6 protein-coding genes and 1 pseudogene are annotated in these 22,385 nt (G+C 42.8%); 6 read left to right on the top strand and 1 reads right to left on the bottom strand.

What is annotated here, in order from left to right:
• From QMQ21_RS12790 to QMQ21_RS19590, 5 genes and pseudogenes are all read left to right on the top strand, one after another.
• On the top strand, positions 1-4,678 hold a 4,678-nt coding region (locus QMQ21_RS12790), incomplete at its 5' end, for a ZmpA/ZmpB/ZmpC family metallo-endopeptidase (RefSeq protein WP_284525421.1).
• Between the two features lie 237 nt (positions 4,679-4,915).
• Positions 4,916-8,704: a glycoside hydrolase family 2 TIM barrel-domain containing protein gene (locus QMQ21_RS12785; protein WP_050585063.1), complete on the top strand. Its 3,789-nt coding sequence runs from the start codon at positions 4,916-4,918 to the stop codon at positions 8,702-8,704.
• A 1-nt stretch (position 8,705) separates the two neighbouring features.
• On the top strand, positions 8,706-10,394 hold the full coding sequence (locus QMQ21_RS12780) for an alpha-L-fucosidase (RefSeq protein WP_023937422.1): 1,689 nt from the start codon (positions 8,706-8,708) through the stop codon (positions 10,392-10,394).
• Positions 10,395-10,494: 100 nt separating this feature from the next.
• Positions 10,495-11,589 (top strand): Rpn family recombination-promoting nuclease/putative transposase, encoded by a 1,095-nt coding sequence (locus QMQ21_RS12775; RefSeq protein WP_023937421.1) that lies wholly within the window; start codon positions 10,495-10,497, stop codon positions 11,587-11,589.
• A gap of 280 nt (positions 11,590-11,869) precedes the next feature.
• A pseudogene (locus QMQ21_RS19590) lies at positions 11,870-12,314 on the top strand (adenylosuccinate lyase); the annotation flags it as partial.
• A 288-nt stretch (positions 12,315-12,602) separates the two neighbouring features.
• Here the strand turns inward: QMQ21_RS19590 and QMQ21_RS12765 are convergent.
• Positions 12,603-12,872, bottom strand: a complete 270-nt coding sequence (locus QMQ21_RS12765; RefSeq protein ID WP_220041834.1) for a hypothetical protein — start codon at positions 12,870-12,872, stop codon at positions 12,603-12,605.
• Between the two features lie 614 nt (positions 12,873-13,486).
• On the opposite strand from QMQ21_RS12765, the gene QMQ21_RS12760 reads away from it, so the two are divergent.
• A complete protein-coding gene (locus QMQ21_RS12760) occupies positions 13,487-22,369 on the top strand; it encodes a DUF1542 domain-containing protein (protein ID WP_261814569.1) in 8,883 nt (2,960 codons plus the stop codon).
• The last annotated feature ends 16 nt before the right edge of the window (positions 22,370-22,385 follow it).

The raw sequence follows: 22,385 nt of genomic DNA, 5'->3' as shown, positions 1-22,385 counted from the left end.
ACGCGAAGAAGATCAATCTCTTGCGGAACAAAAGGGTGAGGAGAAACAGCTGGAGAATTCAGTTGAGGGGGTAAAAGATGTTGGTGAGTCTGCCCCACAAGGTACTGAGTCCCAGCCACCATCTAAAGTAGCTGCTGAGACCAAAGATTCTGAGCCAGAAAGCCCAGCCATGGAATCAGGGGGCGAGGAGAATCAAACTCATGTCCAACAAGGTACTGAGTCTAAGCTACCATCTAAAGAAACTGCTGAGACCAAAGATTCTGAACCAGCAACCCCAGCCGTGGAATCAGGACGCGAAGAAGATCAATCTCTTGCGGAACAAAAGGGTGAGGAGAAACAGCTGGAGAATTCAGTTGAGGGGGTAAAAGATGTTGGTGAGTCTGCCCCACAAGGTACTGAGTCCCAGCCACCATCTAAAGTAGCTGCTGAGACCAAAGATTCTGAGCCAGAAAGCCCAGCCATGGAATCAGGGGGCGAGGAGAATCAAACTCTTGCCCCACAAGGTACTGAGTCCCAGCCACCATCTAAAGTAGCTGCTGAGACCAAAGATTCTGAGCCAGAAAGCCCAGCCATGGAATCAGGGGGCGAGGAGAATCAAACTCTTGCCCCACAAGGTACTGAGTCTAATCATCCATCTAAAGCAACTGCTGAGACCAAAGATTCTGAACCAGCAACCCCAGCCATGGAATCAGGACGCGAAGAAGATCAATCTCCAGAGGTCAACCCAAGTCAAGGAAACGAACCAGCTCCAGCTGTTCAGCCTGAACCCTCAGCTCCCCAAGAGCAACCAACTGTCCCAAGTCCAGTAATGAAAGAAAAAGTACTGGACTATAAAACAATCTATACAGCATCGCCAGCTTTAAATTACAAAGAGCAACGAGTAGAAGTAGCAGGCGAAAATGGTAAGGAAGTGACAACTACTTCTTACAGTTTTGATGAAAGTACTAGGAAAATAGTAGAAAACACTTCAACAAAGATAGAAAAACATCCAGTAGATAGAGTTGTTAAGGTTGGAAATGTAGAAGAAACAACCTCAACAACCAAAAGAGGTGAACAGTTTGTTGCGGATGAGTCACTTGATAAAGGTGTCAAAGAAGTCAGAAATCAAGGTCAGGACGAAGAAACGACAACAATAAAAGTTTACAAAGTAAATGAACAAACAGGAGACTTGACTGAGCCAGATGTAACGACAAAAGTCGCTAAGCCAATGCAAGCGAAAATAACGGCAGTAGGAACTAAGTCTAAGGTTGAAATAAAGGATACTCCGTTTGAAACACGATATGTAGCAGATGAGACGCTAAGTTATAAGGAAAAAGTAGAAACACCAGGTGAAAAAGGGCGTACAGTATCAACTACAACATACACAGTAAATCAAGAAACAGGAGCTATCTCAGAAGAAACTACAACAGAAAACACTCCAGCTAAAGACAAAATAGTAAAAGTTGGAAATGTAGAAAAGATCGTGTCACCTATAGAAATCACCGAGTTGAGAAAAGATAACCCTGAACTTCCAAAAGGAAAAGAAGAGGTTGAAGATGCAGGTGAGCAAGGGGAAACAACCGTCACTAAAACTTATGAAGTTAATCCGGAGACAGGAGAGTTAACAAATCCAATTGAGAAAACTGAAATAACTAAAGCTATGCGACAAAAAGTAATCTTGGTTGGTACTAAAGAAGACACTCAAATTCCTCAGACCAAAGTAGAGACCAAAGCTGTTCCTTATGAAACCATTTATGAAAAGAATGAAGCGCTAGACCACGGCGTTACAAGAGTAAAAATTTCGGGTGTTGAGGGACAAGAACAAGTTACTACTACCTATACCAAAGATCAAGCAAGTGGCAATATTTCTGAGAGTAAAACTGTCAAAATAGTAGCCAACAAAGTTGATCAAGTTGTAGAAGTTGGAACTAAACCGAGTGTTGAAACCACTGTCCTATCTCATAAAATGATCTACCAGGTGAATCCTGCTTTGGAGTTCAGAAAAGAGGAAGTAGCGGTTGCAGGGCGTGATGGTTCGGTGGAAACTAGGACGACTTATCAACTAGACCAGGCAACAGGTCAGGTGACGGTATCTGACACCACTAGACAAGTAAATCCAGCAGTCGATAAAGTGATTCAAGTTGGTAATGTGGAAAAAGTAATACAACCGATTGCTGTTACTGAGGAACGAAGAGAGGATTCTTCTCTTGCTAAAAAGATGGAAAAGGTAGCCTCTGAAGGAGAAGTTGGTGAGAATACACTGACCAGAACCTACGCTATCAATGAACAAACTGGTGAATTGGTTAATCCTCGAGAAGTGAGTCAAATAACAAAACCAATGAAACCGAGAGTTGTTTTAGTTGGTAGTCAGGAGGATAAACCACACATCCTTCCAACAAATAGTGAGAGAGAAGATGCTGTGGATGTGTCTGCTCTGACCACAAGCGCGAGGTCAGTAGACTTCTTACATGACAGTAAACTAAAAGCACAGTTAGAGCCTACCTATGATCCTCGAGATATTATAACAAGGAGAATTGCGCTCAGAAAAACACACCCAAATATCACTGACCAAGAGGTCAAAGATATGTTGCGCATAGAGTATCTTCAAAAACTGTCAATCCAAGAAAGCTTTGATCAGACGAAGAGGCAAGCTGAGTCAAGTTTCAAAAAGATTGCCTCGCATACATTAGGAATTATAGGAGATACCCCTGAAAATCGCAGCAAGGTCAAACAAGAGCTGGAGCAATACAAAGAGCAGATTTTGTTGGGACTGTCTTATATCAATCGTTTTTATAATATTCAATTTGGGGACACGAATATTCGTGATATTCTGGCCTTTAATCCAAGCTCATTTGGTAATAAGACAATGACAGCCTTGGATAGTTTGAAAAAATTAGGATCCATGTCTTATGAAGAGATGAAATTGACCAATAGTCCTCAAACATTTACAAAGTATTTATCTACCATTACAGGTAAGGCTAGCTTGAAGGAATTTTTAGACAGCAATCGCCAACTCTTTACGTCAGATGATGCGGATACCTGGCTTAAAAAATCTAGCCAAGCTATGATTGTTGAAAAACCATCTAAGGAAAATCCTTCAGCGCATGTCGGGCTGTATAGCAAGTTGACAGCTGGGGAAAAGGATCCTCGTAAACAAGAGGCTAATATGGCTGCTATTTTGGGACTTTTGAATGTGAAAGAACCAAATGTTTATGTGATTAGTAATATGGCGACGATTACTTACGGTAATATTGGTTCCTATATAGATACTTCTCTCGCCCAGTCTAATCCAACTAAGTACCAGGCTGAGCTTGCTAGAGTCAAGTCTTTAATTGAAAAGGCGGCTGTACAACAAGCCAACTATGTCGATACTCTTTATCGTATAACAAAACCAGAAAATCGTGATAAGTTGCTGACAAATCGCTTGATTATTGATACGATGAAGAAATATACAAGTAATCCGAATGCCCAGATTGATAGCACTTGGTCACCAGCTACTGGTAGTGGAGCTGATAAGGGGGTCGACCAGTTTATGACTCCTATGAATTACTATTCTCCAGTAAGTAAGGTGGGAGCTGAGGCTAATGGATTAGGTGTCCGTTACTTTATAGATAGAGTTCTGGATGATAGAGGTTCAGCGACTTATTCTCATGAAATGACGCACTTACTAGATAGAACGGTCTTGTTTAATAATCACGGTCGTCGAGATGGTACAGCCGCAGAGTTTTATGCGCGTGGTATTTTTGAAAACTCCTATAATCCAGAAAAGGATACTTATTTCAATCTCAACTTTGTATATGATGAGAGTGATAAGGATGGATTTTACAATAAGACACCTGATCGATTTAAAACGGCAGAAGATTTGCAATCTTACATGAAGGGAAGTTTTGATGTCCTTTATACTCTAGATTATCTAGAAGCTGAGGCAACGAAAAATCTAACTGATGAAGAAAAAACTAAATATTTCAAGAAAATAGTTCCGATTAGTTCACCATTTAGAAGATGGATAGATTATCGTAATACAGTAATTCCAGCAACTCATAAGAGTGAGGAGATTCAAGCTCTGACCTTAGAAGATGCCAAAAAATTGACAGATATTGATAGTTTGATTGACAATCATATCCTGGTCAATCGTTATATCATTGCTGGTTTTAAGGATAAAGATAAAATTGCACCAAATGGTTACTATACCGTTGATATGTTTGATACCATTTATGGTGTTAGTCAAAATGACTCTGGTATGAGTGGGGACATCACCTTTAGAAAACAAGCCTTTGAATTGATGGCTGCTTTGGGCTACTATGAAGGATTTGTTCCTTATGTATCAAATCAGTTTAAAGAAGAAGCTGAAGCAGAGGGAGTACCGTTATCAGATAAATATATTTTTGATAAAATTCTAGGAAAAACATATGCTGAGTTCAAAAAAGAGCAAATAAATGAGCGTGTTGAGAAATTAGGTAAGTTAACACCAATTACTATAAATTACAACGGAAAAGAAGAAGTAATTGATAGTAAAGAAAAATTACAAGAGCTTATGAATAAAGCTGTTAAAGAGGAACTTGCTCAAATAAAAGCAGGCAATACCACGGCTCAAAAGTTTGAGTTTATCGAAACTCCAGTTCAAAAACTGAAAAAAGCGATTTATAAAGCTTATCTCAAAGATTCAGATGACTTTAGACAGTCGATTTACAATAGTTAAGACAAAAGGGACATCTCTCTGGAATGAACATTCGGAGAGGTGTTTTTTGCGCTCTTGTAAGGTTTGACCTTATTTCTTAAAAATGACAGTTTGCTTGAATATGGAGTGATTTTCAGACTTTTCCACAAATTATAGAATCTTTTCTGAGTATTTAGGGAGTGATGGAGGAAGTCTTGAAAGCGCTTTTGTTTTGTGCTATAGTCAAGTATATCGATTCGTTTAAAGAGGAATGTTTGTATGAGAAGAGAGGAAGTTTTACGAAATCACTGGTTTTTTAGCCAAGAGGTGGGGAAGGAAGAGGCCTCGGCGCAGGATTTTCAGAGGGGAAATTGGCAGGCTATTCAAGTGCCGCATGACTGGAGTATTTACAATGATTTTAACCAGTACTCGCCAGCGCAAAATGAGGGTGGCCAGTTAAACGGGGGTCAGGCTTGGTATCGGACACAGTTTTACTTGGAAGAAGATGCCAGTCTTGTTTCGGTGCGTTTGCTCTTTGACGGGGTTTACATGAATGCCCAAGTCTATATTAACGGACAAGTGTTGGGCTATTATCCCAATGGCTACACACCCTTTTCTTATGATATCACCCCTTATCTAAGAAATGATGGGACGGCCAACCAGCTTGCGGTTTTTGTGGAAAATAAGCAACCTAGCAGTCGTTGGTACTCTGGTAGCGGTATTTATCGAGAAGTAAAATTATTGATGACAGATTCGGTGCATCTGGATTTGTATGGGATTACGATAGCAAGTCCTAAGCTAAAGGAACAAAGAGCTGGGTGGGTGGAAACCCAGCTTGAAAGCAAGGTTTCAAATAATGGGCCTCAGTCCGTGTCGGTATATTTGGAGCAGAGTATCTGGTATGATGGACAACAGGTTTCAGACTGGCAGGCGACAGACTCTCTAGTGATTGAGTCTGGAGGCAAACATCATTTCCAACAAGCCATATCAATTTTTCAACCCTTGCTTTGGGATATTGATCATCCTCACCTTTACCAATTGAAGACTCGCCTCTACAAAAATGGCATTTTGGTTGATGAAGAAGAGGAGACTTTTGGTTACCGCTATATGGATTGGCAAGCGGATAAGGGTTTCTTTCTAAATGGTCGCTGGTTGAAGATTCATGGGGTTTGTTTGCACCATGACTACGGAGCATTGGGAGCTGTGGAAAACAAGTCAGCTGCTGAGAGACGCTTGCGCCAGATGAAGGAAATGGGGGTCAATGCTATCCGAATTACCCATAATCCAGCTAGTAGTATTTTGCTGGATCTGTCTGCCAAAATGGGCTTACTTATCCAAGAAGAAGCCTTTGATACCTGGTATGGAGGCAAGAAAGAATATGATTATGGTCGCTTTTTTGAGGAAGAAGCGACTCACCCAGATGCGAAAGCAGGCGATTTCTGGTCAGATTACGATTTGCGCATCATGATTGAGCGTGGCAAGAACAATCCAGCTATTTTTATGTGGTCCTTGGGAAATGAAGTCAGCGAAGCAAATGGCGATGCTCATTCATTGAAGACGATCAAACGCTTGCTAGAAAGGGTCAAGGAAGTGGATGAGAGTCGTTTTGTGACCATGGGAATGGATCAATTCCGCTTTGGCGATGGTTCTGGAGGTCATGAAAAGATAGCCAATTTGCTGGATGTGGTGGGCTTAAATTACTCGGAAGATAATATTGACGGGATTCGCAAAAGACATCCTAAGTGGCAACTTTATGGGTCTGAAACCTCATCGGCTACCCGAACGCGTGATAGCTATTTTCGCCCAGCTAAGGAATGGGTTGGGGATAATCGCCGCGTGCGGAATTTTGAACAGTCAGACTATGGAAATGATCGAGTTCCTTGGGGGAAGACAGCGACGGCTTCTTGGATAGCAGATAGAAATCGGCTAGACTATGCGGGTCAGTTTATTTGGACAGGAGTGGACTATATTGGTGAGCCCACTCCTTGGCACAATCAAAATGACATGCCTGTAAAGAGTTCCTATTTTGGGCTTGTGGATACGGCAGGGATTCCTAAAAATGACTATTATTTCTATCAAAGTCAGTGGTTGGACCTAGATCAGTATCCCATGGTTCATATCCTACCTCACTGGAATTGGGAAATCCACAAGAGTTATCAACAAGTTGTGGATAAGTATGGGGATATCCTTGTTCGAGTGTATTCAAATGCTGGTTCAGTAGAGCTATTTCTCAATGGAAAATCTCAAGGTAGGAAGACCTTTCAGGAGAAATGGACTTCAGATGGCAGAAAATACCAAGAGGGAGAAGGTTCTGACCAACTCTATCTCGAATGGCCTTTGGCTTATCAACCGGGAGAATTGCGTGCTGTGGCCTATGACTGTCAAGGTCAGCTTGTGGCAGAAGATAAGGTGGTGACTGCAGGTAAGCCAGCCCAAATCGGCTTACATGCCGAGAAAACACAACTGGAGCCAGATGGGCAAGATCTCCTCTATCTTTATTTTGATGTATTGGACCAAGCTGGAAATTGGGTGCCGACTGCTTCCAATCAGCTTCATTTTAAAATTGAAGGCCCTGCTCGTATTGTAGGTGTGGATAATGGTAGGCAGGCCAGTCGTGAACGTTACCAAGCCCAGAAAAATGCTCGGTTTCAGAGGAAAGCCTTTCATGGCAGAGGTGTACTTTTGGTTCAGAGCTTGGAGCAGGCAGGTCGAGTGAGAGTAAAAGCCAGTGCTAGAGGGCTAGAGCCAGCAAGTTTTGATCTTTTAGTGGGAGAGACTTTTGATTGCCAGCTAGTGAAAAATCAGCGCTTATTTGAGATTCGAGTGGACAAGCAGTCAGGATTACAAGAAGGGGATTCCCCAGCCATTGGACTTTATCCACAAACTGTGGATAACCCTGTGAACAAGGTGGGGAATAGTGAAGTGATTTGGGAGACGAGTGGTAGTGCCCACGCCATTATCAAGCAGGGAGTGCTTCATTGCTTGTCTGCAGGGGACTTGGCTATCAGTGCTATTTATCAAGGAAAGACCTATCAAATACATCTGCAGGTGGCAGAAAATAGCTCACTAGGGAAGCCAGTTTCTGTAAGACCACTTCGCTTGTATACAGATAGGGGGACTTATCCACAGCTTCCGTCTTCGGTCTTGGTGGACTATGAGTTTGGCGGTGCAAAACGAGTCAAGGTTGTTTGGGAGGCAATCTCCGAAGAAGATATGGCAAGCTTTCATGAGTTTATGGTATCTGGTCAGCTGGAAGGGCTGGATTTAAAGGCTTCTGCTCAGATTTGTGTCCAAGGGATTTGCGCTATTGAGACTGAAAGGATTTGGACGCTTGTCAAGGAAGCCCCACACCTACCAGACCGAGTTAAGCTAGTCTTATCAGATGGCAGACGAGATACGGCCAAGGTGACTTGGGATGAACTCGATCCTCAAGTCTATGCTCAGGTAGGAGAATGTATTCTTACAGGACAAGTAGCGGGCTGTGAGTTGCCAGCAACAGTCACCATTCATGTGACAGATGCCAGTGTAGATGGGGAAGTCATTTCCAATCAGTGGACAGGATCCAACCTGCCTCTGGTATTTGCTTCCCACTCAGAGCCTAATCACCCAGTCTCTTACCTCAATGACAAGGTCATTTCTCGGAAGAAATCGACAGCCAATACTTGGATTGCCAAGTCAGAGCAAGCCAATGTCGGCATTCTTTTTGGAGATGCAGGGATTTTAAAACCGCGATTTGTGGATAATGTGACCTTGTATTATGTCGAAAATCAAGACTACGTGGCGGTGGATCCTACCCATATCGATTATTATGTAGGGAATGAGCCTAGCTTGCCTCGGACTCCAAATCATTTGGACAAGGATTCTCTGCTCAAACAAGAGGAGAATTGGCGCCCTGTATCAGCTATCCGAAAAGTGTCAAGTGACAAGGATGAGGAGCTTCGTTTTGAATTTGACAAGGTGGAAACCTATGCCCTTCGTCTTCGATTTGAAAACTTGGCAAGCCCCCTAGCCTTAACAGAATTGCAAGTGTATGCCAAAAAAGTAAAGAAAAATGTAGATAGGAAGTAGTATGGTAAGAGCAATAAAACCGCATGGCCCCTTGCCTAGTCAGGCCCAGTTAGCGTATTTAGAGGATGAACTAGCAGCCTTTATCCATTTTGGGCCTAATACCTTTTATGACCAGGAATGGGGGACAGGTCAGGAGGATCCTGAACACTTTAACCCGACACAGTTAGATGCGCGTGAGTGGATTCGCGTGCTCAAGGAAACGGGCTTTAAGAAGTTGATTTTGGTGGTCAAGCACCACGATGGCTTTGTCCTCTATCCGACGGCTCACACAGATTATTCGGTTAAGGCCAGTCCTTGGAGGGATGGAGAGGGGGACTTGCTCCTTGAAGTATCTCAAGCTGCTACAGAATTTGATATGGATATGGGGGTCTACCTGTCACCCTGGGATGCCCACAGCCCGCTCTATCATGTGAACCGAGAAGCGGACTATAATGCCTATTATCTGGCTCAGCTGAAGGAGATTTTATCAAATCCTGCTTATGGAAATGGAGGGAAATTTGCTGAGGTCTGGATGGATGGTGCCAGAGGAGAGGGTGCTCAAAAGATCAATTATGAATTTGAAAAATGGTTTGAAACCATTCGTGACCTGCAGGGAGATTGCTTAATTTTTTCAACAGAAGGCACCAGTATCCGCTGGATTGGCAATGAACGAGGATATGCTGGTGATCCCCTGTGGCAAAAGGTGAATCCTGATAAACTAGGGACAGAAGCAGAGTTGGACTATCTTCAACATGGGGATCCCTCGGGTACGATTTTTTCAATCGGTGAGGCAGATGTTTCCATCCGGCCGGGTTGGTTTTACCATGAAGATCAGGATCCTAAGTCTCTTGAGGAGTTGGTCGAGATTTATTTTCACTCGGTAGGGAGGGGCATGCCTCTCTTGCTCAATATTCCGCCGAATCAAGATGGTCTATTTGATGGAAAGGATATTGAACGCCTCTATGAATTTGCGGCCTATCGCAATGAGCTCTATAAAGAAGATTTGGCTTTGGGAGCCAAGGTATCTGGTCCAGCTCTTTCCGCAGACTTTGCTTGTCATCATCTGACAGATGGCCTTGAGACTAGTTCTTGGGCAAGCGATGTAGACTTGCCCATCCAACTAGAATTAGACTTAGGGGCGCCTAAAACTTTCGATGTGCTTGAGTTAAGAGAAGATTTGAAGCTAGGGCAACGAATCGCTGCTTTTCATGTGCAAGTAGAGGTGGATGGTGTCTGGCAGGAGTTTGCCAGGGGCTTCACAGTTGGTCATAAGCGCCTCTTGCGAGGGCCGATAGTAGAGGCACAGAAGGTGCGCGTGATGATTACAGAGTCACAGGATTTACCTGTACTGACCAAGATTTCCCTCTATAAAACTCCTAGCTTATCAAAAAAAGAAGTTGTTCAGGGATTAGCATTTGCAGAAAAAAGCCTAGCTGTGGCAAAGGGAGAGACTCTTCATTTTAGGATTGAACGTAGCGAAAGTAGTACTCCTTTGGAAGCTAAGATTTCGATTCAACCGGGGACAGGTGTCCATGGTGTCGCCTATCAGGACGAGATTCAAGTCCTTCAATTCCAAACTGGAGAAAGCAAAAAAGATTTGTGCATACCAACCCTGTATTTTGTTGCTGATAAGACCTTAGATTTCTATCTAAATCTGACTGTTAATGGACAGTTGGTTGATCAAGCTCATATTCTAGTTGAAACGAGATAAAATATCTTTACAATTCATTTCTTTTCCGAATAAATAGATAGTAGCAGTAAATCTAGTAAACCTAGATTTAAAACTATGGTATAATAAAAGGAGGAAATGGATGATTTTAAGACATCCGGGCATTAGCCCAACTAATGACTTGGTTGCTAAGAAAATTTTCAGCAACCCAGAAATCACTTGTCAGTTTATTCGCGATATGCTGGACTTGCCAGCCAAAAATGTGACCATTTTGGAGGGAAGCAATATTCACGTCTTGCCTTCCCTGCCGTACTCGGCACAGGATTTCTATACCAGTATAGATGTTTTAGCTGAACTAGATAATGGCACTCAAGTAATCATTGAGATTCAAGTCCATCATCAGAATTTTTTCATCAATCGCCTGTGGGCTTATTTGTGTAGTCAGGTCAATCAAAACCTAGAAAAAATCCGCCAGCAAGAAGGAAATACTCACCAGAGCTACAAACACATTGCACCAGTATACGCTATCGCAATTGTGGACAGCAATTATTTCTTAGATGACCTGGCTTTTCATAGTTTTAGTATGCGCGAGGACACGACAGGTGAAGTTTTAACCATCACCAATAATGGACAAGAAAACCATCTGGTTAAGATGGCGTTCTTGGAACTAAAAAAATACAGAGAAACCAGCAAAGACGAGGTTCGCAAGCCGTGGTTGGAGTTTTTTGGTAATAAGCCCTTTACTCAGGAACCCGAGCGAGCCATCAGCCAAGCAGATCAACTGCTGGACTACAAGAGCTGGTCCGAGGAGGACAGGGAGATGTTTAGTGAACAACGCAGACGCGAAGAACAAGCCTTGCTAGCGCAGGACTATGCCTTGGAACAAGCTGAAGAAAAAGGGTTGGAGAGAGGTCGTGCAGAAGGTCTTGAACGTGGTCGAGCTGAGGGGATTGAACAAGGCATCGAAAAAGGTTTAGAGCGTGGACTTGAACGTGGTCGAGCTGAGGGGATTGAACAAGGCATCGAAAAAGGTTTAGAGCGTGGACTTGAACGTGGTCGAGCTGAGGGGATTGAACAGGGCATCGAAAAAGGTTTAGAACAAGGACTTGAACGTGGAAAACTTTTTGCCTTTTTGGATATGGTTCGCCAAGGACTTCTGACTTCCGAGGTTGCCAGCCATCAGCTGGGTATGACTGTCGCTGAGTTTGAGTCGCTATTGAAAAAACATTACAAATAAGACCTAAAAAAAATACAGAGAAACCAGCAAAGACGAGGTTCGCAAGCCGTGGTTGGAGTTTTTTGGTAATAAGCCCTTTACTCAGGAACCCGAGCGAGCCATCAGCCAAGCAGACCAACTGCTAGACTACAAGAGCTGGTCCGAGGAGGACAGGGAGATGTTTAGTGAACAACGCAGACGCGAAGAACAAGCCTTGCTAGCGCAGGACTATGCCTTGGAACAAGCTGAGGAAAAAGGGTTGGAACGCGGTCGTGCAGAGGGGATTGAACAGGGTTTAGAGCGTGGTCACATGATTACAGCCTATGAGAATGTGGCTCTCTGGCATGAACACGACATTTCCCACTCATCAGCTGAGCGTATCATCACACCTGATACGACCATCTTGATTGACCACATGCTCAACCGTTTTGGAAATATCGTCAAGAACTTGACGGTCTTACCAGAAAACATGATCCGCAACATGAACGCGACTTTTGGTCTGATCTTTAGCCAACGTGCCATGTTGACCTTGATTGGTAAAAGGCATGACCCGTGAGCAAGCCTATGACTTGGTACAACCAAAAACAGCCTACTCTTGGGACAAGCAAGTAGACTTCAAACTACTTCTGGAAGCAGATCCAGAGGTGACATCACGTTTGACACAAGAGGAAATCGATGAGATTTTCAACCATCTTTACTATACCAAACGAGTGGAGCCTATCTTTGAACGTCTAGGATTAGGATAATTAGAAAAAATCGAATTTCTATGACTCCATTTATAGGAGTAGCAGAACTTCGATTTTTATGTTATATCAAAGCCCTTTGCTAAAAAATATAATAGATTGAAACTAGAATAGTACACCTCTGCTTCTAAAACATGGTTAGAAATCGATTTGATTGTCCTGATTGATTTGTCCTATTTCTATTTCATTTTACTATAGAACCGTCCCATAAGGAGGGAGATTGGAAAATCTCCAGACTAGAGAAGTCAGCGACTTTCTTTGAATCTTGTTCCTTAAAGCTAGTCGTCTTTTTCAAGTGACCTGAATCTGCTTTAAAGCTGCCCCTACTGAAGGGAGAGCACAATCAAGCTGTGCCGCAATTTCCCTGAAAGCAGCCTCGATATGAGCCTCTACAAAAGCTTTCGACTCCTCTATAAGGAAGCTTTCGATTTTTGATGACTCGCTCTTTCCACTCTCAGTGTCCTTGTTCACCTCATTTCTTTTCCTAGCTGAAGAGAGTTCTGAGACCAAGATCAAAAACTTTGGCTGCCTCGGTAGGCCTGTGTTCTTTTTTGATGCCATCCAATGCTCCTTGTTTAAAATCAGTAGGCTAGGCCATGGCTTTCTGATAACCTGCTTGTTTAAAACTGAGCAGCTATAGTAAGTGGTCAAGACTAGTCAAGTAGTCAGGAGAGGTAAGGAGCCGCTATCTTCTGTTCTATGGCAAGCAATCAGAATAGCTAGTGATATCACTGGCTGTTTCTCTTTTTTAGGCTCCTTGCATGTTGTCATCTTCAAATGATGCCAATGAAAAAGGCGCACCCCCTTACATTTTTTCTACTTATTTTGTCGAGGCTAGTGAAAAAGATAGAGTTATTTTGAAAAAATAATATTTATAGAAATTAAGGGTTGAATGAATCCTAAAAAATCAGAGCATAAGATGTCATAAGAATCTGTAAATCCTTAACAAATTCATAAAATAATGAAAAATATGGATAAAAAAACCGAATAAAATTCACGAAAATCGAAAAAATGTTTTTTTTTTTAGCAAAATATTAGCAAACAAAAAAGTTGCATATATCTTGGTAATTATGTATCATAGTAAAGTAAATCTATGTATAGAGGAAGTCTCCTTCTATAAGGAAGGAGGAGCCTCTCTTATGTAGAAAAATATAATCCTAAAGGAGATTTAAGTAATGGACAAGAAAGTATCCATGAGTCGTTCTGAGCGCCTGCGTCGTGAGAAGGTCACGCGTTATTCTATTCGTAAATATAGTTTTGGTGCGGCCAGTGTGGCAGTAGCGGCTCTATTTATGTTTTTGGGGAACGGAGCAGTGTCAGCTGATGAGAATGGCACAGACCCACAAGGCGGAGCCGCTGTGGCAGCTAGCCCTAACGGAGGGGGGGAGGCTGACCCAGGAGATGGAGCACCGTCTACTGGTGCAGAAAATGGAGGAGCAACAGCTGGGAGTGAGGCCCCTGCAGCTACCACTGATCAGCCTCCAGTGGTAGAGATTCCATATTCTAATACTACTGAAAGAGAAATCTATGTCTATGGTGCAGAAGAAACCTCATTTGAGATTAAAATTAAAGATGATGCAGGTAGGATTAAGGAAGCTAAGCTGCTGAAAGGTGGGAATCAATCATTTCAACCTGTTCCAAATGAACCTGATAAAATTAATACGGAGTATGGATATAAGGCAAATGTTTTTACATCTGAAACAGATGCAACAAACGAACATCCAGCAGTTATTAGATACTCAGGTACTCCAGCTCCAGACGGGAAATTTACGCAAACTAGATTAGAGGATGCAACTAGAGGTGAAAATCCTACAGGAACTAATTTAGGTTGGCGTTACGTACGGGTACGTGATACTAACAATGTGGACTTTACGGGCTCTGACACTGGAAAGCGTAATGACCATGCCTTTAATGTTGTGCTGAAACCTCAAAAACAAAAATATGACGTTAAAGATTTAACAGGCTCTCAACGTATTACTGTTAATGATATTGATAACATTACAGAAGATGAGTTAGGAACAATTAAGTCAAGATTGCAATTAGAGTACTCTAAAACGAATACGGATGCTCGCTTGCAAAACTTAGCAGGAACAGATGTTAACAACCCGTCTCAATTGATTAAAGCAGTGGCAGTGTCTCCAACAGATTCTACAAAACTTGCTGTAACATATAATGACGGCTCTGTAGATACAATCGAAAAAAATAAAGTTCTAAATGTAAGACCAAAAGGAATTATTCCGTTCTCTAATTCAGCTCAGAAAGAAATCTATGTTTATAAAGGTGAAGAAACAAATCTTGAGTTTGGTGTTACAGACGATAGTGGAAAAATTAAGGATCTTCGTATAGTACAGGCGAAAGGTGTTGTAGGGGCATCTGGTGCTGCACAAGGACAAGTTGTAAATCAGTATGGTTTAACTATGACATCACAGACGGATACTGATGGTATTAATGCAACAGAAGATAATCCAGCTATTACGAGAATTACAGGAACAGTAAATGTTCCAGGCAAACCACAATATGTAGGAACATTAATGACAAGATACCTAGTAGCTGAAGATTTAGAAAGAGCAGTATTTTCTCCACCACTTCAGAATAGTAATCTTGAGCAAGAAGGAGCTTTCAAACTTGTAGTTCGTGAACAAACTCAAAAATACGACATTGTAAGTCAAACAAACGAAGCTGATAAAATCGTAGTTTCTGATCCAGATAATCTATCTGAAGCTGATCTTACTAAAATTAAAGAGAATATCAAGGTTAAATATAGCACAGCTGATGATGCAAGATTGTCAGATAAAAATAATACAGAAGTAGAAAATGCATCAAATTACATCAAATCTGTAGCAACACAAGGTGACCAACTTGTCGTTACTTATAATGATGGATCTACTGATAGTGTTCCTTTGACAAGTGTTGTAAAACTGGACAAACAACCTGCTATCGATGCGGTTAATACAGCAGCTGAGGAGCAGATTAACGCTATCAATGGTAATGCAGAAGCAACTCAAGAAGAAAAAGATGCAGCTATCGCTAAGGTAAATGCAGATAAAGAAAAAGCATTAGCAGCCATTAATGATCCTAGCCTAACAACAAAAGCTGCCTTGGATCAAGCTCAAACTGCAGGGACAACCGCCATTGCAGCAGACAATCCTGTCGTATCTGCAAAACCAGATGCTAAGAGAGCAGTTGACGAGGCTGTTAAAGCTAAAGAAGACGAAATCAACAAAAGCCCTAACTTAAGTGACAAGGAAAAAGCTGATGCACTTAAGAAAGTTAAGGAAGAAGCTGATAAAGTTAAAGCTCAAATCGATGCAGCACCAACAAATGCAGATGTAGATACTGCAGCAGCGAAAATTGGAGATGCGCTTAAAAAAGTTAATCCAGTAGGAAAAGATTTAGCAAAAGAAGCTGTAACAAATGCATTAGCAGATAAGAATGACCAAATTGACAAACGTACAGACTTATCTCCAGCAGAGAAAAAAGCAGCTAAAGACAAAGCTAAGGAATTAGCAGATGAACAATTAGCGAAAATTGATGAGCAACCAGACTTTACTGATACACCAGAGGAAGCAACAACTGCTCAAACAGCTGTGAACGCTGCAGAAGATAAAGGTATAGCGGATGTTACTTCTGTGACTCCAGTAGCCAAAGCAGCTGCTAAGAAAGCAGTGGCAGATGAATTAGCTGCTAAGAATAAGGAAATCGATGATCGCCAAGATCTAACAGCTGAAGAAAAAGCGAAAGCTAAGGCAGAAGCTCAAGCAGCTGCTGACGAAGCGAACAAGGCCATTGATGCTCAACCAGATGTAGCCGCAACACCAGAAGAAGCCAAAGCAGCTCAAGATAAAGTAGAAGCCGCTAAGACACAAGGTGTAGCAGCGATTAAAGCTGTGAATCCAGAAACAACTGCTAAAGCAGCAGCTGACAAAGCCATTGATGACGCTCTTGCTGCTAAGAACAAGGCCATTGATGAGCGTACAGACTTGACAGATGCAGAGAAGAAAGCTGCTAAAGACAAGGCTAAGGAAGAAGCAGACAAGGCTAAGGCAGCAGTAGCAGCCGCAACAAGTGATGCAGAAGTAGCCAAAGCCAAAGAAGCAGGTGAGTCTGCAGTTGGTGCTGTGAATCCAGTAGCCAAAGCAGCTGCTAAGAAAGCAGTGGCAGATGAATTAGCTGCTAAGAATAAGGAAATCGATGATCGCCAAGATCTAACAGCTGAAGAAAAAGCGAAAGCTAAGGCAGAAGCTCAAGCAGCTGCTGACGAAGCGAACAAGGCCATTGATGCTCAACCAGATGTAGCCGCAACACCAGAAGAAGCCAAAGCAGCTCAAGATAAAGTAGAAGCCGCTAAGACACAAGGTGTAGCAGCGATTAAAGCTGTGAATCCAGAAACAACTGCTAAAGCAGCAGCTGACAAAGCCATTGATGACGCTCTTGCTGCTAAGAACAAGGCCATTGATGAGCGTACAGACTTGACAGATGCAGAGAAGAAAGCTGCTAAAGACAAGGCTAAGGAAGAAGCAGACAAGGCTAAGGCAGCAGTAGCAGCCGCAACAAGTGATGCAGAAGTAGCCAAAGCCAAAGAAGCAGGTGAGTCTGCAGTTGGTGCTGTGAATCCAGTAGCCAAAGCAGCTGCTAAGAAAGCAGTGGCAGATGAATTAGCTGCTAAGAATAAGGAAATCGATGATCGCCAAGATCTAACAGCTGAAGAAAAAGCGAAAGCTAAGGCAGAAGCTCAAGCAGCTGCTGACGAAGCGAACAAGGCCATTGATGCTCAACCAGATGTAGCCGCAACACCAGAAGAAGCCAAAGCAGCTCAAGATAAAGTAGAAGCCGCTAAGACACAAGGTGTAGCAGCGATTAAAGCTGTGAATCCAGAAACAACTGCTAAAGCAGCAGCTGACAAAGCCATTGATGACGCTCTTGCTGCTAAGAACAAGGCCATTGATGAGCGTACAGACTTGACAGATGCAGAGAAGAAAGCTGCTAAAGACAAGGCTAAGGAAGAAGCAGACAAGGCTAAGGCAGCAGTAGCAGCCGCAACAAGTGATGCAGAAGTAGCCAAAGCCAAAGAAGCAGGTGAGTCTGCAGTTGGTGCTGTGAATCCAGTAGCCAAAGCAGCTGCTAAGAAAGCAGTGGCAGATGAATTAGCTGCTAAGAATAAGGAAATCGATGATCGCCAAGATCTAACAGCTGAAGAAAAAGCGAAAGCTAAGGCAGAAGCTCAAGCAGCTGCTGACGAAGCGAACAAGGCCATTGATGCTCAACCAGATGTAGCCGCAACACCAGAAGAAGCCAAAGCAGCTCAAGATAAAGTAGAAGCCGCTAAGACACAAGGTGTAGCAGCGATTAAAGCTGTGAATCCAGAAACAACTGCTAAAGCAGCAGCTGACAAAGCCATTGATGACGCTCTTGCTGCTAAGAACAAGGCCATTGATGAGCGTACAGACTTGACAGATGCAGAGAAGAAAGCTGCTAAAGACAAGGCTAAGGAAGAAGCAGACAAGGCTAAGGCAGCAGTAGCAGCCGCAACAAGTGATGCAGAAGTAGCCAAAGCCAAAGAAGCAGGTGAGTCTGCAGTTGGTGCTGTGAATCCAGTAGCCAAAGCAGCTGCTAAGAAAGCAGTGGCAGATGAATTAGCTGCTAAGAATAAGGAAATCGATGATCGCCAAGATCTAACAGCTGAAGAAAAAGCGAAAGCTAAGGCAGAAGCTCAAGCAGCTGCTGACGAAGCGAACAAGGCCATTGATGCTCAACCAGATGTAGCCGCAACACCAGAAGAAGCCAAAGCAGCTCAAGATAAAGTAGAAGCCGCTAAGACACAAGGTGTAGCAGCGATTAAAGCTGTGAATCCAGAAACAACTGCTAAAGCAGCAGCTGACAAAGCCATTGATGACGCTCTTGCTGCTAAGAACAAGGCCATTGATGAGCGTACAGACTTGACAGATGCAGAGAAGAAAGCTGCTAAAGACAAGGCTAAGGAAGAAGCAGACAAGGCTAAGGCAGCAGTAGCAGCCGCAACAAGTGATGCAGAAGTAGCCAAAGCCAAAGAAGCAGGTGAGTCTGCAGTTGGTGCTGTGAATCCAGTAGCCAAAGCAGCTGCTAAGAAAGCAGTGGCAGATGAATTAGCTGCTAAGAATAAGGAAATCGATGATCGCCAAGATCTAACAGCTGAAGAAAAAGCGAAAGCTAAGGCAGAAGCTCAAGCAGCTGCTGACGAAGCGAACAAGGCCATTGATGCTCAACCAGATGTAGCCGCAACACCAGAAGAAGCCAAAGCAGCTCAAGATAAAGTAGAAGCCGCTAAGACACAAGGTGTAGCAGCGATTAAAGCTGTGAATCCAGAAACAACTGCTAAAGCAGCAGCTGACAAAGCCATTGATGACGCTCTTGCTGCTAAGAACAAGGCCATTGATGAGCGTACAGACTTGACAGATGCAGAGAAGAAAGCTGCTAAAGACAAGGCTAAGGAAGAAGCAGACAAGGCTAAGGCAGCAGTAGCAGCCGCAACAAGTGATGCAGAAGTAGCCAAAGCCAAAGAAGCAGGTGAGTCTGCAGTTGGTGCTGTGAATCCAGTAGCCAAAGCAGCTGCTAAGAAAGCAGTGGCAGATGAATTAGCTGCTAAGAATAAGGAAATCGATGATCGCCAAGATCTAACAGCTGAAGAAAAAGCGAAAGCTAAGGCAGAAGCTCAAGCAGCTGCTGACGAAGCGAACAAGGCCATTGATGCTCAACCAGATGTAGCCGCAACACCAGAAGAAGCCAAAGCAGCTCAAGATAAAGTAGAAGCCGCTAAGACACAAGGTGTAGCAGCGATTAAAGCTGTGAATCCAGAAACAACTGCTAAAGCAGCAGCTGACAAAGCCATTGATGACGCTCTTGCTGCTAAGAACAAGGCCATTGATGAGCGTACAGACTTGACAGATGCAGAGAAGAAAGCTGCTAAAGACAAGGCTAAGGAAGAAGCAGACAAGGCTAAGGCAGCAGTAGCAGCCGCAACAAGTGATGCAGAAGTAGCCAAAGCCAAAGAAGCAGGTGAGTCTGCAGTTGGTGCTGTGAATCCAGTAGCCAAAGCAGCTGCTAAGAAAGCAGTGGCAGATGAATTAGCTAAGAAAGAAGCAGAAATTGATGCCCGCCAAGATCTAACAGCTGAAGAAAAAGCGAAAGTTAAAGCAGAAGCTCAAGCTCGAGCAGCCGAAGCGAACCAGGCCATTGATGCTCAACCAGATGTAACCACAACACCAGAGGAATCAAGGAAGGTTCAAGGAGCAGTAGATAGTGCTAAGGAACACGGTGTAGCAGCGATTAAAGCTGTGAATCCAGAAACAACAACTAAAGCTGCAGCCAAGAAAGCTATTGATGATAAGCTAGCTGAACAACTAAAAGCCATTGAAAACACACCAGATGCTACGGATGAAGAAAAAGCTGAAGCTGCTGAAAAAGCGACAGCCTTAGCTAAAGAAGCTAAGCAAGCAATTGATATTGCTACAACAGATTCAGAGGTTAAGAAACTTCAAGATGATGCAAATGCTGAAATAGGGAAAGTTTTACCTGTTGTAGAAGATAAACCAAATGCTCGTAAAGCCATTGATGAGCAAACAAAAGCGAAGAAAGAAGAGATTGACGCGCGTACTGACTTATCTCCTAAAGCGAAAGAGAATCTTAAAGATAAAGCAGATCAAATAGCAGCCGAAGCTAAGAAATTAGTAGATGCTGCGAATAAAGAAGCAGATGTTAATAAGATTCAAGACGCAGATAAATCGGCAATTAGAGCAGTTGGGGATATTAACAGACCAATTGATAAAGTGCTAGTTAATGATCCAGCCAACCTAAAAGCTGAGGAAAAAGCTAAAATCTTAGAAGAAGTGAAGAAAGTGAACCCAACAGCCAAAGAGGTTAAATATAACGACGCTGGAAATATTGAAGTTACTACAGCAAATGGTGATAAGGGAATCATTAATCCAACTGATCTGGTGAAAACGTTGGAGAATCTAGATAATGGTAAAGGTGGAAACGATATTAACAAACCACTTGATAAAGTTATCATCAAGGATAAATCGATGTTGACAGAGTCAGAAAAAGCTCAAATTATTGCTGCTGTTAAGTCTGTAAATCCAAATTCTATTGTGCTACTCGATGCAGACGGAACTGTTTCAGTGTCTACACCAGAAGGTCAGACTGCAACGATTCCATCAACTGAGTTAGTGAGAACTAAGGAAGATACAGCTAAATCTGACGCAGGAAATGGTGAAATTGTTAAACCAGCAGATAAAGTGGTTGGTGAACCGACTGATTCAGCTGCACAAGCCAAAGTAGAAGAAAAATTAAGAAAACTCAATCCTGAGGCTAAATCTGTTAAATTTGATGATAAAGGTAACGCTACTGTTACTTTAAATGATGGAACTGTGGCAACAATTCCATGGAAAGATTTATTCAAATCACCGGAAGACGCAACTAAACCAAACGCAGGCAACGACATCGTTAAGCCGGCGGATAAGACGGTTGTAGCGAACTCAGACAAGTTGACAGTTGCAGAGAAGAAAGCTATTGAAGAAAAGGTTAAAGCAGTTAACCCAGGAGCGACTGTAGTAGTGGACGATAAAGGAAATGCCACAGTCACAACACCAGAAGGTAAGACAGCCGTTATTCCAGCAACAGACTTGACGAAGTCAGCAGCAGATGCGGCTAAACCAAATGCAGGCAATGATGTCAATACACCAGCAGCTAAAACTGTAGCAGCGAACCTAGACAAGTTGACAGAGGCTGAGAAGAAAGCTATCGAAGAGAAGGTTAAAGCAGTCAACCCAGGCTCAACTGTAGTAGTAGACGATAAGGGTAATGCTACAGTTACAACACCAGAAGGTAAGACAGCGGTCATTCCAGCCACTGATTTAGTGAAAACACAAGATGATATTACTAAAGAAAATGCAGGCAATGATGTCAATACACCAGCAGCTAAAACTGTAGTAGCAGATCCAGATGCCTTAACTCCAGAAGAGAAGAAAGCTATCGAAGAGAAGGTTAAAGCAGTCAACTCAGGTTCAACTGTAGTAGTAGACGACAAAGGTAATGCAACAGTAACTAAAGCTGATGGTACAGTTCTGAATATTCCGGCTTTAGACCTAGTAATCCCAGCTGGAAACCTAGCTGACGAAGCTAAGACTGCTAAAGTGAAAACACCAGCATTCCGTACATTAGTTGGAAACAAAGATAACTTAACGGAAGATGAAAAAGCAGCAGTTAAGAAAGCAATTGAAGCCGTCAATTCAGGAGCGACTGTAGTAGTAGACGATAAAGGTAACGCTACAGTAACACTAGATGGAAATACAGTATCGATTGCAAAAGACCAATTAGTGAAAACAGAAAGTGATGTAACAGCTAAGAATAGCGGAGATAACATCAACCTTGACTTTGAAAAAGAAACAGTAGCAGACTTTACTAACTTAACAGATTCAGAAAAAGAAGCTGCAAAAGCTAAGATTAAAGCAGCAAATGCTGATGTAGTAGATGTTCTCTTTGACAAGGCAGGAAATGCAACTGTTGTAACTAAAGATGGCAAAGTTTTAGCAATTACCGCTGAAGCTATCTTTAAACAAGCTCCTTCAGCTCAAAATAACGGAGCTACTAACACTGAAGCAAAAGTGGATAAAGCTAAGTTAGCAGGCGCTATTCGTCAGTTAGATGGACTAATCATCCAAGAATCAGCTAAGCTTGATGCAGAAACTGCAAAAGAAGCGACTGACTTATTGGCAGACGCTAAGAAAGTATTTGCCAATGCAGATGCAACTCAGGCAGATGTGGCTGCAACGGTTAAACGTATCGAAGACTTCCTGGCGAAAGTTTCTCCAGCAACTAATCATGCAAGTCCAGCTAATGACCAAGCTGCTCAAACACCAGCTGTAGTTCCAGCTCAAGCAGCAACAAACGTGCGTACAGTCGCTAAAGAGTTGCCAAATACAGGTACAGCAGATTCTACTGTAGCTATGGTAGCAGCTGCCGCAAGTGCCTTACTTGGTCTTGGTCTTGCAGGTCGTCGTCGTAAAGAAGACGAAGAAGCTTAATTGGTAGATTATTTGA

The organism is Streptococcus bouchesdurhonensis (assembly GCF_948472335.1).
This window is presented reverse-complemented; position numbering and strand designations above follow the sequence as displayed.